Consider the following 19,204-nt stretch of genomic DNA (forward strand, 5'->3'; position numbering starts at 1 on the left):
GTTGAACGAGATCACATAAGCCACCAGACTTCATCGCCCGACTCAACGACAAGGAGGCCATCCATGCAAACGACTGTTTCGCCCAGCCCTCTTGTCGGGGTGGGTCTCTATACCCCTGGCGAGGCATCGCTATATACCGGCATCCCCACCGCAGACATACGCCGTTGGCTATTCGGCTACAGTGCCAATGGCGTTCAGCATGCCGGGCTCTGGCAGTCGGAACTGACAGGCATCAATGATTGCATTCTAGGTTTTCATGACCTGCTCGAAATTCGCTTCGTGCATGCATTTCGACAGCATGGGTTGAGCTTGCAGGCCATACGCAACGCTTCACGCCAAGCTAGTGAACTGTTCGGCCAGCCCTATCCGTTCACCTGCAAGCGGTTCCAAACAGATGGCCGTAGTATTTTTGCCACTGTTCTGGATGAGACGGGTGACGAGACACTGCTGGACCTGATCAAAAAACAATATGCGTTCAAACAAGTCATCAAGCCCTCGTTGTACGAAGGGATCGATTACACCGGCAAGGGGTCGGCGCAACGCTGGTATCCGGTCAAACGTAGCAAAGCGGTAGTGCTGGACCCTGCCAGAAATTTTGGTAAGCCCGTGCTGACCGGGGCCGGCATTGATACCGCCGCCATTTTTAATGCGTATGAAGCAGAAGGACGTGACGCCAGGCGCGTAGCCATGCTCTACGAGATTCCAGCGGTTGCAGTGAAAGCAGCTGTCGAGTTCGAGCAAAGGCATGCTGCTTGAACTTTCTCCTGGATCATAACCTTCCTCCCGCGCTGGCACGCGCCTTGAACGAACTGTCAAAAGTTCATGAACATGGCGTGTTCCCGCTCCGGGATAAATTCCCCCAAAATACCAGCGACATTGCTTGGATATCAGCGCTGCGTGAAGAGGGAGGCTGGGTCGTGATCTCTCAGGATCGATTTATGAAAGGGCATGCGGAGAAGAAAGCCTTTCGAGATTGCGCACTGCCTATTTTCTGCCTAGCAAAACACTGGAGTGGTGAAAGCTACTGGAGCAAAGCGCACAATCTCGTGCGCTGGTGGCCAGCCATCTTGAAACAAGCTGAGTTGATACGTGGAGGGGCGGCTTTCAGTGTTCCCTGGCGTTTCTCTGCTCCGGGTAAATTCGATCAGATCAAACTGTAAGCCTCGTACCCGACCTCACAAAAACCCCACACTCGTTCACGAATCGTTAAGAAACCCATCCCTATACTGGCGGGCAGCCACGGTCGCTCTTCCGAGCGGTCTCCTGCCCGGTAGCCACCCTAATGACGCGTCCCGTTCCCCTGATGCTCCTGCTCGTTGCGCTGCTGTTCTTCTTCGCCCTGGATAACCATGAACTGCAAGGTTCCACCGAAGCCCGCGTTTCCGGGATCGCCATGGCCATGCACCTGGACAATGACTGGGTGGTGCCGCGTCTGTTTCGTGAGCCTTTCCTGGAAAAACCGCCGCTGAGCCTGTGGCTGGATGCCGGGGCGATTCGCTTGTTTGGCGCGAGCACCGGGGCTGTGCGGCTGGCATCGGCCTTTGCCGGGTTGTTCAGCGTGATGCTGCTCTACGGCATGCTGCGCCGGTTCGGGCGGCCAACCACGCTGGCGTTCAGCGCTGCGTTGATCCTGGCGACCATGGCCAGCTATTGGGGCAATGTGCGCGGGGTGGGTGAGGATTCGTTGCTCAGCCTGGGCGTGACCGCTGCGTTGCTCGGGTTCTACCAGGCGATGCGCCCCGCGTCCGAACGCCAGGGCTCCACTGCCTGGGCATGGGCATTGTTTATGGCGGGGATGGTCATCGCCACCTTGAGCAAGGGCGTGCTGGGCCTGGCGATGCCGGGGAGTGTAATCTTCGTTTACCTGGCCTGCACCAGCCTGATGGATAAACGCCTGCGCCTTGGCGACTGGCTCAAGCCCGCGCTGTTCACGCTGCTGGCCTTGGTGCCGTTGCTGATCTGGCTGGGGTTTCTGTTTCAGCGCGGCGGCATGCAGGCCGTCGGTGAGGTGCTGTGGACCAACAGCGTCGGGCGCTTCAGTGGCTCGTTTGTCGAAGCCGGGCATTACGAGCCGTTCTACTATTACCTCGCCAAACTGCCCGAGGCCTTCCTGCCGTGGAACATTCTGGTGTACCTGGGCCTGTGGCACTTTCGTAAAAGCCTGGTGCGCAACCGCTACCGCCTGTTTTTCAGCGTATGGCTGGTGGCGCAGTTCACCCTGCTGACACTGGCCTCGAGCAAACGCACCGTCTATTTGATGGCACTGACCCCGGCCGCCGCCGTGCTGGCCGCAGAATATGCGCGGGTGCTGCTGGAGTGGGTGGAAGCCCACAAACCGGCGCTGTACCGCTACCACCGGCGCATTGTCTTCGGCGTGTTCACCCTGGCCATCGCCTGCTACCTCAGCGCAGCCTTCTGGTTCGCGCCCAAAGCTGATGTGCGTCAGTCATTCGTGCCCGTGATCAGTCAGGTCCAGGCACTGCAAGACGAAGGTAGGGAGGTGGCGCTGTTCCAACCCAATGAGCGGATCGCCGGCGCCAGCGTGTTCTATCTGCAGGCCTATCTGCCGATTTTGCAGACCGAGCCCCAATTGCGTGCATTTCTCGACGCCAAACCCGGCAACGTTGCGCTGCTGGACCACACGGACCGACTGAATGAGAAAGTGACAGTGATCAAGGAAATGACGATCAATCGCCAGCCTTACTACTTCGTCGAGCAGTAAGGCGAGCGCGCGCCATCAGTGCTTGGTCAGCTTGTCCAGGTAACCCATGGCAAACGCCGAGACCACGAAGGTCATATGGATGATCACGTACCACATCAGGTGCTGTGGATCGACGTTCTTGGCGTCCATGAAGATGCGCAGCAGGTGGATGGAGGAAATCGCCACGATGGACGCCGCCACTTTCATCTTCAGCGACGAAGAGTCCATGGTGCCCAGCCAGTTGAGCTTTTCCTTGTTCTCATCGATATCCAGCTGCGAGACGAAGTTCTCGTAGCCGGAAATCATCACCATCACCAGCAGGCCACCGACCAGGGCCATGTCGATCAACGACAGCAACAGCAGGATCACCTCCGACTCCAGCAAGCTGAAAATATTGGGGATCACATGAATGATTTCCTGGAAAAACTTGATCGCCAGGATCAGTAACCCCAGGGATAAACCCAGATAGATCGGCGCCAGCAGCCAGCGCGCGGCATACATCGTGTTTTCGATAAAGCGTTCCATTGAATCTCACACAGCTTGGCTAAAAATGGAGCCGAGTATACCAGCCGCTACCGGGCACCTGTCACCGCGAGAAAACTGACTTGAAGTGGCATCTGCAAGGGCGTTTTTCTGCTAGTGTCGAGACCCTCAACTCGACTCGATGCTGTCGGACAGGAAGACTCTGATGATGGATGTGCGATCCCCTTTGGCCACTCTCGGCCTGTGCGCGGCGTTGCTGATGACCAGCGGCTGCTCCCCCAAAGAAGAGCAGAAGCAGGCCACCCTCGAAGAGAAAACCAGCCAGTTCGAACAGTCCCTGGACAGCATCCAGGACCCCAAGCTGCGCGACGCCATCGCCGACCTCGGCGGCTCGCTGCTGTTGCTCGAACGTGCACGCCTCAAGCTCGCCGCCAAGCCCATCGAAGCCGAATACGGCGAAGACACGCTGGCCCTGCTCAAGCATTACCCCACACCCCAGGCCTTGGTGGACACCTATATCAACGGCCTGTTCGTACTGCGCAGAGCCTCTCATTCCGACTACCTGACGGATCTGCAGCCGGTCTTCCCGTTCACCTTCAACGCCCCTGACCAGTTCCCCTTCCCCCATGGCCTGGAATGGCAGTCGGTGACCTTGAGCAACAACAAAGTCATTCCCTTCCAGCCGGAATGGTCGGAAACCGACCCCGGCATCCAGCTCAGCCCGAGCAGCTCCAACCTGACCAACCCCGACGACCTGACGGTGACCTACCCGTTCATCGAGGGCATCGAGACGGAAAACAAGAGCCAGCCGCAGCCCGTCAGCCTCAAAGGTGCGATTGAGGTTGCCGCGCCAGGCAAGGTGCTGACCTTCGACCTGTCGAAAAAAGACCTCGGCCACCCGCGCACCGAGGGCAATATCACCCTCACCCTGCTATCACTGGACAAGAATTACGCCGAGCTTGAACTGACCAACAGCGCGCCCCTGGCCGCAGAGCTGGGCGACGACTCGCCCAACCCGCTGCTGGTACAGGCTCGGGACGGCACCGGCCAATTTCTCACCCGCTCAGGCTCGATCAACGAAAATGCCGCGCAAGTGGCGTTCTATGAAAAGCAGCTGGCAGAGATGCAAAAGCACAAGGCCTGGTCCGAGGCGCTCGAAAAACAACTCACCGACGCGCAAAAAGCCTTCGAACACACACAGAAGAGTCACTACGCCAAGGTGTACTTCAACGGATTGATCGACACCCTGCAGGTCAATGTGCTGGATTTTTCCAAGACCACAGTGACCCGCAAGGAGCTGGACCTGCCTGTGATGCGCTTCGACAAAAACAGCCTGCAACACACCGTGCAACCCTTGCCGATGCCGGTCACGGTGTATGACGACGCTGCGGCCAGCTGGCTCAAAGACGCCTCGCTGACGGAAGAACAATTGAAAAGTAGCGTCACCATCAGCCAGTCCACCGACGACGCCAGTGCCGCGAAAATCGTGTTCGACCACCCTTTCACCTTCAATGACGACCTGGTCGGCGCCGAGCGCAACAACAGCGACGCGCCGATCACGTTTTTCACGGCCGACGATAAAGGCGAGCGCGGCGAACCCATCGAGTTGCCCACCGAGGCGTTCGAGATGAATGCGGCAAGTGGCACGCTGACCTACGACCTCAACCTGTTTCCGGAAACCCCGGCGTTTGTGGTCGGCTCGGTGCCCTTGTTCCTCGCCACCATCGAGAAGGCCTCGATTGACACCAGCAAACTGCCCAAAGGCCTGGTGCTCAAGGACAACGCGTTGATCGTCGACCAGCGCGCGTTTCCCGCCGACAGCTGGCGCTTCTACGCCAAGGACGGCAGCGGCAACTACCTCAAGGAAATTCTCGGCGTGAGCCACCGCGCCGAGGAGTACGGCACGGCGCTGTTTGACGTGCATTATTTCTACGGCCAGCCGACCACCCTGGAAAGCTACCAGCGCACCGACCTCGACACCGTGCAATATGGTTTCGAGGCCAAGCTGGACAAACCGGAAAGCAAATAGCCCGATTACAGGGCCAGTTGCTCCTGGCCGCCGTTGAGTTGGCGCAGATGAGCCTGCAGATGCAGGCACCAGATCTGCGGCTCGTCCAACTGCTCGTAGCCATGCAGGGTCAGGCTGTCGACGATGGAGCCCAACATGGTTTCTGCCACGAATGGCCCATGAAACGGGCCTTGGGACTTGACCGTGGAAGGCTGTTCGCCCGACATGCCGGCGGCGAACAATAATGTCCACAACCCGTTTTCCCCGGCGAGCGGGCGAATGGAGCATTCGATACGGGTTTCCAGGCCCAGGCACTGGCGGGTAAGGCAAAGGTTGCGCGGCATGGCGGCGACCCTCGGTAGATCGGCGTTCAGCCCCAGCGCAAAGGCGAGGCTGTTTCTATCCTGCGACTCCTGTGGATATCCCTGATCCTCAGAATAGAATAAAAACGCGACAGACCAAGGTGGTAGGGACCAACGGCATTGGATAGCGGACGGTCGTCAATTTAATGGCACCCACAAAACGAAATGTGGGAGGGGGCTTGCCCCCGATAGCGGTGTGTTTGATCGTTCCCACGCTCTGCGTGGAAATGCCTCTTGGGACGCTCCGCGTCCCGCCACCGCTGCAAGTTTCGGTAATTACGCACAAGTGACGCAGAGCGTCACGGGTACATTCCCACGCGGGAGCGTGGGAATGATCGTATCGTATCTAAATGTTGATCGTTCCCACGCTCTGCGTGGAAATGCCTCTTGGGACGCTCCGCGTCCCGCCACCGCTGCAAGTTTCGGTAATTGAGCACAAGTGACGCAGAGCGTCACGGGGTACATTCCCACGCGGGAGCGTGGGAATGATCGTATCGTATCTAAATGTGGGAGGCGGCAAGCCCCCTCCCACATTTTGCTCCAGGTGGCTTTAAGAAATCAGCTGGGCTTGGCCTCAGCCAGCGCCTGCTGCGCCAGTTCCTTTTCCGCCTCCTTCAGGTCTTCCTCGCTGATCATCTCCGCAATTGCGCGCAAACGTTCCACCACGCGGGCATTGACCGTACCTTCCGGGAACTGCCCCTCGGCGTCCGGTTCACCGGCATCCTCGCCCACCAGCAGGCTCAACGCTTCATCCGCCTGGCGTACCGCGTAGATATGGAATTGCCCGTCGCGCACGGCCTGCAAGACCTTTTCGTCGAGCATCAGCGTGGCCACGTTGGCCTTGGGAATGATCGCGCCCTGTTCACCGGTCAAACCGCGCGCTTCGCACAGGCGGAAGAAGCCTTCGATCTTCTCGTTAACCCCACCCACGGCCTGCACTTCACCAAACTGGTTGATCGAGCCGGTGATGGCAAAGCACTGCTTGAGCGGCGTTTTCGATAAGGCCGAGATCAAGGTGCAGGCTTCGCCCAGGGACGCGCTGTCGCCATCCACGTAACCGTAAGACTGTTCCAGCGCGATGCTCGCCGAGATCGCCAGGGGGAATTCCTGCGCATAACGGCTGCCCAGGTAACCGGTGAGGATCATCACGCCCTTGGAGTGAATCGGCTGGCCGAGGTTGACCTCACGTTCGATGTCGACGATACCGCTGCCACCGGGGTATACCGTGGCGGAAATCCGCGCCGGTACGCCAAACGCCGAATCACCGACCTCCAGCACCGTCAGCCCGTTGCACTTGCCCACGGCGGCGCCGGCGGTGTCGATCAGGATCACCCCGGCGAGCATGTCGTCGAGAATCCGCGCCGACACGCGCCCGGTGCGCGTGGCCTTGGCCTTGAGCGCGCGCTCGATATGCCCGGCATCGGTCATTTCGTCGCCTGCCAGGTGGCGAATGAAGTCCGCCTCGCTGACCAATTGGAACAAATCGCCAATGCGCGCCGACAAACGGCCCTGATGTTCCGCCAGGCGTGCGCTGTAGGTCGCCAGCCGCGCCACCGCATCCGACGTCAGCGGCGCCATGCCTTCTTCCGAGGTGCGGGTTTTGAGCAACTGGGCGAACTGCTCCAGGCTTTCGTCGACCATCGGGATGTCTTCGTCGAAGTCCACCAGCACCCGGAACATTTCCTGGAAGTCCGGATCGGCATCCTGCAACGCGTAGTACAGCTGGCGCGAACCGATGATGATCACCTTGACCTGCAACGGGATCATTTGCGGGTTGAGCGTGACGGTGGCCAGGCGACCGAGTTCGCCAAGCGGCGACTCCATCTTCAATTTGCGCGATTGCAGGGAACGCTTGAGCGCATCCCACACAAACGGCTCGCTGAGCATTTTTTCCGCTTCCAGGATCAGGAAGCCACCATTGGCACGGTGCAACGCGCCTGGGCGCAGTTGACGATACGTGGTGTACAGCGCGCCCTGGTCGGTGCTGTATTCGATACGACCGAACAGGTTGTCGTAGGTCGGGTGCGGCTCGAAGACCACCGGCGCGCCGCCGTTGACAGGATGGCCCACCACCAGGCTTGGGCAGTACTGCTCTTCCAGCAGCTTGCGGGCCTGGGCGTCGGTCTTGGCGTCGTCGACCAATTGCTCGACCACGGTTTTCAGCAGATACACCTGCATGGCCTGCAGATAACCGCAGACGGCGGCATTTTCTGCGTACTTTTCCGACAACGGTGCGAGCAAAGGCTGCAGGGCGAGGGTGATGGTTTCTTCGTTGAACTGGCGCAGTTGATTGTTCGACTCACGCTTCCATTGCGGCAGGCTCGCCAACTCTTCGTTGAGGCGCTCTTCCAGCTCGGAAATATCCGTGTGGAAACGCTCGCGGTCGATTTCCGGCAGCTGCGAGAACTCGGCCTCGTCCAGGGCCTTGCCATCGAGCATCGGGGTAAAGGCAATGTTGGAGCTGTCGCGGTACAGCGCCACGTCTTTTTCCAGGGCCAGGCGTTCGATCACGTCCAGGGCCTTGTCGTAACGCTGGTTGAATGCCCGGTCGATGGCGCTTTTGCGCTGTTGATACGTCGGGTGTTCGAAGACGGCCGGGAAGGTCGCCACCAGGTTGTCGACCAACCCGTTGATATCGGCGATGAACGCCGCCGCAGCGCCGCCTGGCAATTCCAGGGCGCGCGGTTCGCGCGGCTCATCGAAATTATTTACATACACCCAGTCCGACGGGGTTTGCAGGCGCTTGCCTTCGGCCCTCAGGTAACGTTTGACGAATGAAAAGCGACCGGTACCGGGTTCGCCCATGACAAACACGTTGTAACCGGGACGTGGCATTGCCACGCCGAACTGCAATGCTTCAACTGCACGTTCCTGGCCAAGCACACCGCGAAAGGGCTCCAGATCATTGGTGGTCGAGAAGCTGAACTGTTCAGCGGAAAAAGGGCGAGTCAGCGCTTCGGGCGCTAGACGCAAGCTGGCAGCAACAGGATCAGGCATCGGGCTTCCTTACATCAGGCGGGGCAGATGGGGGCATTCTGGCTCTCGGTTGCGCGCTCTGGCAAGGCGCGCTTTCGGGAAAGCATAGACAGCATGCGCGGCGTATAAAAAAATCGTTCGAGACTGAATGTTTTATAAAAAATCACGGAACCCCTGGAACGTGCCTAAACTCCAAACTGCGCGGGTTGGACTAATAACTGGCCCCTAGGGTGCTGCGAAGCGCCTGAACCCTTGTCCATTGGTTTGCACACAAAGAGAACAAAGCTATGAAACGGATCCTTCTTGGTACTCTCTTCACCGTCGTCTCCCTCAATGCAATGGCAGAAGCACCAGGTGGCCCGAACTGCGGTTGGGGCAACATGTTGTTCGAAGGCCAGCGCGGTACTCCGGCCCACTTCCTGGCCTCCACCACCAACGGCACTTCAGGTAACGCCACCTTCGGCATGACCTCGGGCACCAACGGTTGCAGCACCAACAGTTCCCTGACCTACGGCGGCAAGTCCTGGATTGCCATGAATGGCATGATGAACGAGCTGTCCGAAGACATGGCCAAGGGTAACGGCGAAGCGCTGACTACCTACGCCGTGGTACTGGGCGTGGCGCCGGAAGATCGCGAGCACTTCGCGGCCGTGACCCACGAGCACTTCCAGCAGATCTTCAGCAAGGCTGACGTGACCGCTGACGACGTGCACAACAACACCATTGCCGTACTGAAAAGTGATGCCCGTCTGGCGAAATACGCTACCCAGGCTTAAGCTCGACCCACCCGCGCCTTTCGAGGCGCGGGTTTTGTTTTTTCGACCTGCCCCCCTTGGGTCTTTTTTTCAGTCCGACTTAAGTAGCCCCCATGCTCAAACGCCTCGCTTGCCTGGCTCTCTTCGCCTGCGCCCCGCTGCATGCGGCACCGCACCTCGACGATCAACGTTTGCAGCAACTGGCCAATGACCCGTTCTGGCTGTCGCTGGGCCATTACGAAGCCGGCAAGATCAGTGGCTGGCGCAGCTATGTCAGCGACAAGAAATTCTTTCTCGCCGCCGACGGGGCGCATCATCCGGATGCCGAACTCAAGGCCACCGTGGATGCGTTGTATGCACCGGCCAGCCTGGGTGAAAAGCACGCCCAATGCGTTTATCCCGCACGCACCCGCTGGCTCAAGGACCAGTTGCAACTGACCGACCTGCCGGCGGTGGACTGCAAGGAATTCAAACAATGGTTCACGGACGTCGCGCCCCACAGCGCAGTGATGATTTTCCCGGCGGCGTACCTCAACAGCCCGTCGTCGATGTTCGGCCACACCCTGCTGCGCATCGACCAGGCTGACGTGCAGAGCAACAATACCGCCCTGCTCAGCTACGCGATCAACTTCGGTGCCTATATCGAAGGCTCGGACAACAGCATTCTGTATGCCTGGAAAGGCCTGATGGGCGGCTACCCCGGCCTGTTCGCCCTGGTGCCCTACCAGGAAAAACTCTCCGAATACCGCAGCCTGGAAAACCGTGACCTGTGGGAATACCGCCTGAACCTCACCGAAGTCGAGACCAAGCGCATGGTCGAGCATGTGTGGGAACTCAAGCAGATCCAGTTCGACTACTTTTTCTTCGATGAAAATTGCTCCTATCGCCTGCTGGAACTGCTGCAAGTGGCGCGCCCCGGCCTGCGCCTGACCGAGCAGTTCCCGCTGACGGCGATCCCCACCGACACCGTCAAAGCGGTCAAGGAAGCGGGCCTGGTGGAAAAGATCGACTATCGCCCCTCCCGTGAACGCGAACTGCTCGAACGTGCCAAACCGCTGGACGGCGATGAGCAACAGTGGGCGCTCACCATCAGCGATGACCAGCAGCAATTGCAGGCGCCAGCCTTCAAAGCCCTGCCCCGCGAGCGCCAGGCGCTGATCGTCGACGCCGCCTATCGCCTCGGTCGCTACCGCGCCAACGGCCTGGAGCGCGACACTGCACGCTCTCAGCGCAGCTTCGAACTGCTGCGTGCGATCAACCAGAACCCTGCGCCCGACCTGAAGATCACCCCGCCCGGCCTGCCGGAGAACGGCCACGAGTCGCGCACCTGGCAGGCCGGCATCGGCACCCGTGGCGACAAAGCCTTCGGCGAATACGGCCTGCGTATGGCCTATCACGACCTCAACGACAACGCCGAAGGCTTCCCCCTGGGCGCACAAATCGAAATCCTGCAGATGAAACTGCGCCAGTACGAAGGCAATCACTGGCAGCTGCAGCAACTGGACCTCGCCACCATCCGCTCCCTGACCCCACGCAACGCCTTGCTGCAACCCTGGTCATGGCAAGTCACCGGTGGCCTGGAGCGCGTACCGGGTAAACACGACGACGAAACCCTGGTCGCCCACGTCAACGGCGGCGCGGGCGGCACCTGGCAGTTGAGCGACGACATGCTCGGCTTCGCCCTCGGCACGGTGCGCGTGGAACACAACAATGACTTCAGCGAAGCCATCTCCCCCGCCGCCGGCTTCAACACCGGCCTATTGTGGAAGAACCCGCTGGGCAACCTGAGCCTGGAAGCCAAGGGCGATTTTTTCACCAATGGCGAAGTACGGCGCAGCATCAGCCTGAACCAACAGTGGGAACTGTCACGCAACCTGGGCCTGCGCCTGAGCGCCCAGCGCGAGTACAGCCACTTGTCGACACCGGTGAATGAAGTAATGCTCGAAGTGAAGTGGTACCACTACTGATTCATACCCCCTCCCACACTTATTTGTGCATGAACAAAATTTGCCGGAGAAGATCGTTCCCACGCTCCCGCGTGGGAATGCAGCCCGTGACGCTCCGCGTCACCTGTGCGCAGTAATCCAAACGTGCAGCGGTTGGCGGGACGCGGAGCGACCCAGGAGGCATTCCCACGCAGAGCGTGGGAACGATCATTTTGCACAGCCCACATCCCACCGACTTCTCTTTCACACACATCTGACAAATCCCTGACTAGACTTCCCCTATCAGCCGTAAATCGGCCAGGGAGTACGCCATGTGGCGGTCTGCGCTAATGCTGTGTGTAGTGGTGGGGTTGTCAGGCTGCCAATCGACCCACCAAGACTTATTGGCCAAAGGTTATCCGCCCGCCTTTGCCGATGGCTTCGACGACGGTTGCAGCAGCGGTCGCCAGGCCGCTGGGGTGATTACCGGGGAGTTTCGCAAGAACGTGCCCCGCTATCTGAAAGACCGGCAGTACGCCGAAGGCTGGGAAGATGGTTTCCGCCAGTGCAAGGCCATGCGCGAGAACGAGGAGCTGCGGGACTACCAGGACAACCGCAGGAATGACCGCGAGCACGAATGGCAGCAGGAGAAGGATCGCGATGCGGCCAAGGCTTATCGCTCGCAATAGCGCGCCGCGTTAGAAGCGGACGCAGAGCGTGGGAACGATCGCGCGGCGAACATGGCCCAAACTCCATTGAAGGAGAACATCATGAGCCGAGCTTTTGTAAATGAAGATAACGCCGCCGCCCAGGCTGATCAGCCGGTGGAGCGCCAAGTCAGTGCCCAACCCAATCGCTTGACCGCGCAGGGATTGGAGCAGTTGCAGGCCAAGGTTGCGCAGTTGCAGCAGGAATACAGCACCGAATCCGCCAAGGGCGAAAAGGCGGACAAGCAACGCCAGGCCGACCTTGAGCGGGATTTGCGCTACTTCAACCAGCGGGTACAAAGCGCCCAGGTTGTGGCGCCGGCCACTTCTACCGATAAAGTACAGATCGGCAGCTGGGTGACCTTCGCCAACGAGCAGGACGAGCAGCAGCGCATCCAACTGGTCGGCGAAGATCAGGCCGATGCCAACGCAGGCTTGATCAACTGGGGTTCGCCCCTCGGGCGCGCGTTGCTCGGCGCCCAGGTGGGGGACGAGGTGCTGTGGCAGCGCCCCGTTGGCGATCAGTCGATCGAAGTGTTGCGTATCGAACCCGGGGTCTAGACGATGCCCTGGGCCAGCATCGCTTCGGCAACTTTGACGAAGCCTGCGATGTTTGCGCCCTTCACATAATTGACCCGGCCATTTTCTTCGCCGTAATGCACGCAGGCATGGTGGATCGACTGCATGATGCTGTGCAGTTTGCTGTCCACCTCGCCGGCGGTCCACAGCAGGCGCATGGCATTCTGCGACATCTCCAGGCCACTCACGGCCACGCCACCGGCATTCGACGCCTTGCCCGGCGCGAACAGAATGCCTGCCTCGATAAAGATATCCACAGCTTCAAGGGTGGTCGGCATGTTGGCGCCTTCGGCGACGCAGATGCAGCCCTTGCGCAACAGGGCGCGGGCAGCGTCGGCGTCGAGTTCGTTCTGGGTGGCGCAGGGCAGCGCGATATCGCACGCCAGCGCCCAGGGGGTTTGGCCTTGGCGAAATTCCAGGCCGAAACGCCCGGCCAGTTCGCTGATACGGCCGCGCTGCACGTTTTTCAGCGCCAGCAGGGCTGACCATTGCTCCTCGGTCAACCCGCTCTCGGCGTACAGCGTGCCTTCGGAGTCCGACAGGGAAATCACCTTGCCTCCCAGGTCCATCACTTTGCGCGCCGCGTATTGCGCCACATTGCCCGAACCGGAGATGGCCACGCGCTTGCCTTCGACCCGCTGGCCGTCGCGCTTGAGCATTTCTTCGGCGAAGTACACACAGCCAAAACCCGTGGCTTCCGGGCGGATCAGGCTGCCGCCGTAGGTCATGCCCTTGCCGGTCAATACCGAGGTGAACTGATTGCTCAGACGTTTGTACTGGCCAAACAGAAAGCCGATTTCACGGGCGCCCACGCCGATATCACCGGCTGGTACGTCCACGTCGGCACCGATATGGCGGTACAGCTCGCTCATGAACGCCTGGCAGAAACGCATCACTTCGGCGTCGCTCTTGCCCTTGGGGTCGAAGTCCGAGCCGCCTTTACCACCGCCCATGGGCAGCGAGGTAAGAGAGTTCTTGAAGGTTTGCTCGAAGGCGAGGAATTTCAGCACGCCCAGGTTCACCGAAGGATGAAAGCGCAAACCGCCCTTGTAAGGGCCAATGGCACTGTTCATCTGGATACGGAAACCACGATTGACCTGGACCTTGCCCTGATCGTCCACCCACGAAACCCGAAAGCTAATCGCACGTTCCGGCTCGCAGATGCGCTCCAGAATGCCCGAGGTCAGGTAGTGGGTGTTGGCTTCAAGAAACGGCCACAGACTGCGCAGGACTTCTTCCACGGCCTGGTGGAATTCCGGTTGGTCGGGGTCGCGTTTCTTGAGGCGGGCAAGGAAGGATTCGACGGATTCGTGCATGAAAAGTCTCGGCAAAATGATTGTTGTTAAACAGAGATTGAGCCGGACTTTATCAATTCATTTCGCACCATGACAGGGCAAAATGTCGCTTTTATGAATTTAAATGGTGCATTTCTATAAATAACTGGCGTATTTCGCCCTGAAACAGGGATTCCAACCCGCCACATGCACCAATGAGTGAAAGGTTGGACGACAGCCCCGCGTGTCGCATTACCGCGTCCCGGGCACCAGATCGAGTATCTCGTTGATGCCCAGACAGCGCGGCTCCAGCTCCAGCGTCCTGCCATGGGCGAGTATGCCCAAAGCGGTATCGCGCATGGCCAGGTAGGCACTGCGCAACATATGGTTGGCATAAATCACCGCGTTGAAACCTGCCTGCTCCAGCACCTCGAATTTCAGGTGAACATAACTGGTCGGCACGCAAATCAGCGGAACCTTGGGCCGTTGCAGACGAAACTGCCTGGCGAACTCAAGGATTTCCAGGCCATCCTGCCTGCGACTGTGGATCATGATGCCATCCGCCCCCGCCTCCACATACGCCAGGCACCGCGCCATCGCTTCCTCCATGCCGCGATCCAGGATCAGGCTTTCACACCGCGCAATCAGCATCAGCCCTGAGCCAGTGCGACTGGCGCAGCCGGCCTGGAGCTTGGCGCAAAATACCTCGATGGACTCCTGCGCCTGGTCGACCTCGGTGCCGAACAATGAGTTTTTCTTCAAGCCGCACTTGTCTTCGATCACCACCGCCGAGACGCCCGCGCGCTCCAGCATCTTGATATGAATCGCGAGATGCTCGGCCTTGCCGCCGGTATCGGCATCGAATATCAGCGGCAGCGAACACACATCAAATATTTCGCGGATCCCGGGCAAGCGGTTGCTGGGCGAAAGAATCTCGATATCGGGTAACCCCCGCTGGGTCGAGTCGGTCAGCGAACTCGACCAGATGGCGTCATACCCCACCGTATGCCCTGGGCTGATTTCCAGCCGGGCGCGCTGCGCGAGCAATGCCGATATCGGGCTATGGGCTTCGAGTACGCGCAAGCAACGATTGCTATCCAGTAGCGCCGACAGAGGGCGTCGGCGCGCGTCGGTATCCATCATAGGTTCAGGCTCCATGTCAGCGGCACAACGGGAGTTTCGGACAGTTCAATCCCAGGCGGACTGTTCACACTTGAGTACCGATGCCATTTTCTGCAGATGTTCACAGGCCCTGGCCACGTACTCCCTGGATAGCTGCGCGATACGGCTGTAATCCACGGCCTGCCCGGTGGCGCTGGCGTAAAGCCGCAACGCCTCTGCCGCATGCCTGAAATGGCGCGCTTCCACGCTGCCGCAGTGCACGCTGAGAAAGCTCGCCACGCGGCTGGCCTCACCGGCGCTGTACCCGCGCACATCGCGCAACCATTGTTTCCATAACGGCGTCATCAGGTTGTACTCGCCGGTGTTGAACAACTCCGTCATGGCCATCATTTCCAGCGCTTCGATGAGCTGCGGCGCCAGCGGGCGTTTTTCCCCGACCCAACCGGAAAACTCCTTGGTGATCGGGTCCAGGAACTTGTCCTGCAGGCGCCATTCATCCGAACCGCAGATCGCCGAAGCCATGCGGTAATACAGCTTGGAGTGGTGCGGATGCCCGTGCATTTCGCCCAGTCCGATGTCCTCGACGATGATCTCCCCACAGTGGGCCGCCGCTTCGAGCATCTTCAGCCGAGCGTCATCGGCCAGGGATGCCGACTCCTGAAGGATACGCACGATGATGCTCGAGACGGCATGGGCGGCGCCGTCCGGGCTGCGCCAGCCACAGAAGAACGTACACAGCGACGACTCGCTCCAGTTACTGGAGGTCATGTCGACATAGGTCTCGCAGTACCTGTCCAGCTCGGCGGGCTGGCTGTTGAAACCGCTGAGCAGGGCCTGGGCCAGATGTCGGTCTTCGACATCCACCAGTGCCTGGTTCACGTACCCGATAAATTGGCGGCTCAGATTTTCCACGGCTCATATCCTTTTGGGTGGGGTTAATGCGCAACGACTTCTGACATGAAGCGGGCAAAGCGCGTGAGGCCTTCGATCAACGCTTCATGCTCAACGGCGTAGGAAATGCGGATGCTGTTGCGGTCGCCACAGCCGGAGCCGGGCACCACCGCGATATGGGCCTCTGTCAATAACAGATCGGCCAGGTGGTCGACGTCACGGATAACGGTGCCCAGGTAGCGGCCACCCAATTTGCGCGACACATCGATAAACAGATAGAACGCGCCCTCCGGCGGGGCGCAGGTAATGTCATCCACATGCCCCAGGCAAGTGCAGGCTGCGAGCAACTGCTGGTCGAGGAAGGCATTGACCTGCTGGGTAAAGTGCGGCGCGTCAGCCATCAGGCTGCCGAGCGCGGCGTATTGGGACAGGCTGCTGGGGTTGGACGTCGTGTGCCCTTGCAGGTTGTGCATGGCGGCAATGACCGGGGCGGGTGCGCACGCATACCCTACCCGCCAGCCAGTGACCGCGTGGCTCTTGGAAAACGAATCGACCAGCACCGTCTGGTGCTTGAGCGGCGCAAACAGCGACACGATGTTGTGATGTTCATGGGGCGCGCGCACCAGCTTGCGGTAGCACTCGTCGAACACCACCCAGAGCCGGTGTTCGAACGCGAGCCGGGCAATCCCCAACAGTTGTTCACGCTGATAAACCGTGCCCGTCGGATTGTTCGGGGTGTTGATCACAATCATGCGGGTGCGTGGGGTCAGGGCGTTTTCCACCGCCGCGCAGGTGAGGCGGTAGTCATCCGCAGCGGTATCGACATAGACCGGAACGCCACCGGCGAGCTGGATCTGGGTGGGGAAGGTTTCCCAGTACGGCACCGCAACGATGACTTCATCCCCCGGATCGAGCAGCACCATCGCGGCGTTATACAGCGCCTGCTTGGCACCGGCGGTCACCGCCACTTCATCGGCGGCGTAATTCACCCCGCAGCGCTGAGTGACCTGCTGCGCCAGCGCCTGGCGCAGTTGGGGCAGGCCGATGGGCGGCGTATAGCGGTTGCGGGCATTGGCCAGCGCATCGCTCACGGCGGCTTTCATGGCCGGGCAGGCATCGAAGGACAATTCCCCAGCGGCAAAATTGATCACGTTGACGCCGGCTTCTTTCAAGGCATTGGCTTTGCTGCGCATGCTGGACGTGCCCGGTGCGCGCAGACGTTGCGCACGCCGGGACAACGGCAATGACACGGCAGACGGTTCACTGTTGTTCATTGTTATACCTGCCAGAACACGCTGAAAAATTCGTTCGCCCTACCGGGCCTGAGCCTCCAGCCCTCGTTGAACCCGCCAGGACAGCGGCAGGGTGAGCAACAAGGTGGCGGCCAGCAGCAAAACGGCCTGGGGCACGCCGGTGGCATCCCCTAGGCTGCCGAACAGCACCGGCGCCAATGCGCCGCCGCCGATGGTGCCGGTGTAGAACACTGCAAAAGCCTGGTCGCGCCTGCCCGGCCCCGCCAGGTCCGGCACCGCGCCGTAGAGCACCGACGACGTGCCATTGAGCACCAGCCCCAGCAGCGGCAACATCACCATCAAACCGGCGTAGGGCAGGTATACCGCCATGACGATCAGCAGCGCCGTGGTGAACTCCGTGACCCACACCGTCTTCATCATGCCGATGCGCGCACCGAGGTAACCGCACAACAGTTTGCCGAAGGCGCCTCCCACGAACAGCATCGTCAGCGCCAGACCGATCCCCGCAGGCCCGGCCCCCTTGGCCTTGAGCAAAAACGGCAGGAACGTGAGAAATCCCATGCGCACCGCGCTGTCCAGCGTGCCGGTCAGGATCAGCGCACGCAGCCCGCTCACGGAGCCGGTGCCGCCGCCCGCACGGGTGGCTTTGGGCGGCGCCGCCAAACCTTCGGTGCGCGCCGGAATCAGCCACCACAACAAGCCTGCCGCCAGCAGCCCGAGTACACCCAGCAGGGTGACACTGGCGCGCCAACTGATGACCGCCAGCAACAGGCCGATCAACCCGGGGATCAGGGTTTTGCCGATATCTCCACTGAAGTTGTACTGCGACAGCGCTTGCTTGACGCCCCCGCCCGCCTCCCCGCCCGCCTCGTAGGCATCGGTGATCAACGACGAGGCCAGCGGGTGCTGCGTACTTGCGCCCAGCCCGCCCAGCAGCAGTGCCACCAGCAGCACCGCCAGCCCACCGGCCTGGCCCGCCAGCAGATAGGCCAAGCCCGCCAGCGCAGTGCCGCCCACCAGCAAGCGCTGGCGCCCCCAGCGTGCCGCAGCGCGACTGGCCAGTAACTGGAAGCCGGCCATCATGCCCGCATAGGCGCCGCGCAACAGGCCGACCTGGGCGTAGCTGAGGCCGAACTGCGCCTGCCAGATCGGCAACAGCACATAGATCACATCGGTCAGGCCGTCGTGCACGGCATGCGCGCCACAACCGGCCACCAGGGAGCGGCGGCGCACAGTTGCCTGGTCAGGCGGTGACAACGACGGGGCTGCGGTTTGCTTCAGGGTGTTCATCCGGGTCAGTGGCTCTCAGGCAAAACGCCGGGTCAACCCAGCAATTGCGCGCAATCGTTCATCACGCTGGCTTTACGCTGCAGGTATTCGGCAAAAATACCGCGCGCCGTGGCGGGGTCCGCTTCAATCTGCAGGGCGGCGGTGAACTCGTTCACCGCCGCCACCGCATGGGCGAAATGGTCGCTCTCGGTGCCGCCGGTGTGCACGGTGACCCAGGCCACCGTCGCACGCGATCTCTCCGGCGGCACGCCCATATCCCGCACGAACCACTGCGAGTACAACGGATGGATGAACTCCACTTCGCCGTGGGTGTACACCTCGTGGATCAGCGTGGTCAGCAACCCCTGCAGCAGGTCGCGATCACGCAGGCGACGGCTGTCGGTCCAATCCTTGAACGCCTGCGCCGAGGGCAGGCAGTTGTCCTTCAACATCCACTGGTCATCGCCGCACAGCGCGGTCGCCATGGTGTAGAAAAGGTCCGCGTGCACGGTGTTGCCCAACGCGCCCAAGTCTTCATCGGTAATGCGCTGCAGGCTGCCGCAGGCACGGTACAGCTGCGCCGCGGCGGTGGAGCCGGCGTCGGAACGCGCCAGCAAGGTAATCCGGTTGGCCAGGCCGGACACACTGGCCGCCGAATTATTGGTCTTGGACCAGCTGGCGAAAAACTTGCGCAGCACCGCCGGCGAATGCCGACGCGAGGTGAGTCGCGCAAAAGCCTCTTCGATATCCATCAGCGCCTCTTCCTGAGCCCAAAAGGCTTCGAACAGGGCATGCCGCAAGGTACTGGCCGGCATGTCATTCAATACCGGTTCGACGATCTTCAGCAACTGGCTGCGCTTGATCACGGTGTCAGTCATATTCACCTCTCATAGTCCATT

Annotated in this window: 17 protein-coding genes; 8 read left to right on the top strand and 9 right to left on the bottom strand. The window is 60.5% G+C overall.

Going from position 1 to position 19,204, the window contains the following annotated elements:
- Nucleotides 1–63 precede the first annotated feature (63 nt).
- The 3 genes from C4J87_RS21995 to C4J87_RS22005 all read left to right on the top strand — a co-directional run bounded on the left by C4J87_RS21995 (nucleotide 64) and on the right by C4J87_RS22005 (nucleotide 2,722).
- The gene (locus C4J87_RS21995; RefSeq protein ID WP_124368405.1) at nucleotides 64–756 is read left to right on the top strand and encodes a helix-turn-helix domain-containing protein; all 693 of its coding nucleotides are present in this window, start codon (nucleotides 64–66) and stop codon (nucleotides 754–756) included.
- Nucleotides 753–1,160, top strand: coding sequence for a hypothetical protein (locus C4J87_RS22000; protein WP_124364468.1), 408 nt, complete (start codon nucleotides 753–755; stop codon nucleotides 1,158–1,160). The genes C4J87_RS21995 and C4J87_RS22000 overlap by 4 nt, the downstream gene beginning before the upstream one ends.
- 122 nt (nucleotides 1,161–1,282) lie before the next feature.
- Nucleotides 1,283–2,722, top strand: a complete 1,440-nt coding sequence (locus tag C4J87_RS22005) for a glycosyltransferase family 39 protein (RefSeq protein WP_124368406.1) — start codon at nucleotides 1,283–1,285, stop codon at nucleotides 2,720–2,722.
- Nucleotides 2,723–2,737: 15 nt separating this feature from the next.
- Here C4J87_RS22005 and C4J87_RS22010 read toward each other — a convergent pair whose 3' ends face one another.
- The gene (locus tag C4J87_RS22010) at nucleotides 2,738–3,226 is read right to left on the bottom strand and encodes a TIGR00645 family protein (protein WP_057724985.1); all 489 of its coding nucleotides are present in this window, start codon (nucleotides 3,224–3,226) and stop codon (nucleotides 2,738–2,740) included.
- A 163-nt stretch (nucleotides 3,227–3,389) separates the two neighbouring features.
- On the opposite strand from C4J87_RS22010, the gene C4J87_RS22015 reads away from it, so the two are divergent.
- The gene (locus C4J87_RS22015) at nucleotides 3,390–5,213 is read left to right on the top strand and encodes a hypothetical protein (RefSeq protein ID WP_124368407.1); all 1,824 of its coding nucleotides are present in this window, start codon (nucleotides 3,390–3,392) and stop codon (nucleotides 5,211–5,213) included.
- A 5-nt stretch (nucleotides 5,214–5,218) separates the two neighbouring features.
- Here the strand turns inward: C4J87_RS22015 and C4J87_RS22020 are convergent, their stop codons facing one another.
- Both C4J87_RS22020 and C4J87_RS22025 read right to left on the bottom strand, forming a co-directional pair.
- Nucleotides 5,219–5,536 carry a hypothetical protein gene (locus tag C4J87_RS22020; RefSeq protein ID WP_124368408.1) on the bottom strand — a complete coding sequence of 106 codons (318 nt, stop codon included), beginning with the start codon at nucleotides 5,534–5,536 and terminating at the stop codon, nucleotides 5,219–5,221.
- 576 nt (nucleotides 5,537–6,112) lie between these two features.
- On the bottom strand, nucleotides 6,113–8,551 hold the full coding sequence (locus C4J87_RS22025; protein ID WP_124368409.1) for a Lon protease family protein: 2,439 nt from the start codon (nucleotides 8,549–8,551) through the stop codon (nucleotides 6,113–6,115).
- Nucleotides 8,552–8,817: 266 nt separating this feature from the next.
- Between C4J87_RS22025 and C4J87_RS22030 the strand changes: the two genes are divergently transcribed.
- From C4J87_RS22030 to C4J87_RS22045, 4 genes are all read left to right on the top strand, one after another.
- Nucleotides 8,818–9,306, top strand: a complete 489-nt coding sequence (locus C4J87_RS22030) for a DUF3015 domain-containing protein (RefSeq protein ID WP_124364474.1) — start codon at nucleotides 8,818–8,820, stop codon at nucleotides 9,304–9,306.
- A gap of 92 nt (nucleotides 9,307–9,398) precedes the next feature.
- Nucleotides 9,399–11,252 (top strand): DUF4105 domain-containing protein, encoded by a 1,854-nt coding sequence (locus tag C4J87_RS22035; RefSeq protein ID WP_124368410.1) that lies wholly within the window; start codon nucleotides 9,399–9,401, stop codon nucleotides 11,250–11,252.
- Between the two features lie 290 nt (nucleotides 11,253–11,542).
- The gene (locus tag C4J87_RS22040) at nucleotides 11,543–11,899 is read left to right on the top strand and encodes a hypothetical protein (RefSeq protein WP_124368411.1); all 357 of its coding nucleotides are present in this window, start codon (nucleotides 11,543–11,545) and stop codon (nucleotides 11,897–11,899) included.
- Nucleotides 11,900–11,980: 81 nt separating this feature from the next.
- Nucleotides 11,981–12,478, top strand: coding sequence for a GreA/GreB family elongation factor (locus tag C4J87_RS22045; protein ID WP_124368412.1), 498 nt, complete (start codon nucleotides 11,981–11,983; stop codon nucleotides 12,476–12,478).
- Here C4J87_RS22045 and gdhA read toward each other — a convergent pair.
- The 6 genes from gdhA to C4J87_RS22075 form a co-directional block, all read right to left on the bottom strand.
- Entirely contained in the window at nucleotides 12,475–13,812 is a 1,338-nt protein-coding gene (gene gdhA / locus C4J87_RS22050) for an NADP-specific glutamate dehydrogenase (protein ID WP_124368413.1), read from the bottom strand. The two genes, C4J87_RS22045 and gdhA, sit on opposite strands and share 4 nt — an antisense overlap.
- A 210-nt stretch (nucleotides 13,813–14,022) precedes the next feature.
- The gene (gene aepX / locus C4J87_RS22055) at nucleotides 14,023–14,913 is read right to left on the bottom strand and encodes a phosphoenolpyruvate mutase (protein WP_124364479.1); all 891 of its coding nucleotides are present in this window, start codon (nucleotides 14,911–14,913) and stop codon (nucleotides 14,023–14,025) included.
- Nucleotides 14,914–14,958: 45 nt separating this feature from the next.
- A complete protein-coding gene (locus tag C4J87_RS22060) occupies nucleotides 14,959–15,804 on the bottom strand; it encodes a hypothetical protein (RefSeq protein ID WP_124368414.1) in 846 nt (281 codons plus the stop codon).
- Between the two features lie 23 nt (nucleotides 15,805–15,827).
- Nucleotides 15,828–17,057 carry a pyridoxal phosphate-dependent aminotransferase gene (locus C4J87_RS22065; protein ID WP_124368415.1) on the bottom strand — a complete coding sequence of 410 codons (1,230 nt, stop codon included), beginning with the start codon at nucleotides 17,055–17,057 and terminating at the stop codon, nucleotides 15,828–15,830.
- Nucleotides 17,058–17,096: 39 nt separating this feature from the next.
- Nucleotides 17,097–18,326, bottom strand: coding sequence for an MFS transporter (locus C4J87_RS22070; protein ID WP_124368416.1), 1,230 nt, complete (start codon nucleotides 18,324–18,326; stop codon nucleotides 17,097–17,099).
- A gap of 32 nt (nucleotides 18,327–18,358) precedes the next feature.
- Complete coding sequence (locus tag C4J87_RS22075) at nucleotides 18,359–19,183, bottom strand: hypothetical protein (RefSeq protein ID WP_124368417.1); 825 nt, start codon at nucleotides 19,181–19,183, stop codon at nucleotides 18,359–18,361.
- Nucleotides 19,184–19,204 lie beyond the last annotated feature (21 nt).

Source organism: Pseudomonas sp. R1-43-08 (assembly GCF_003852255.1).
Lineage (GTDB): Bacteria > Pseudomonadota > Gammaproteobacteria > Pseudomonadales > Pseudomonadaceae > Aquipseudomonas.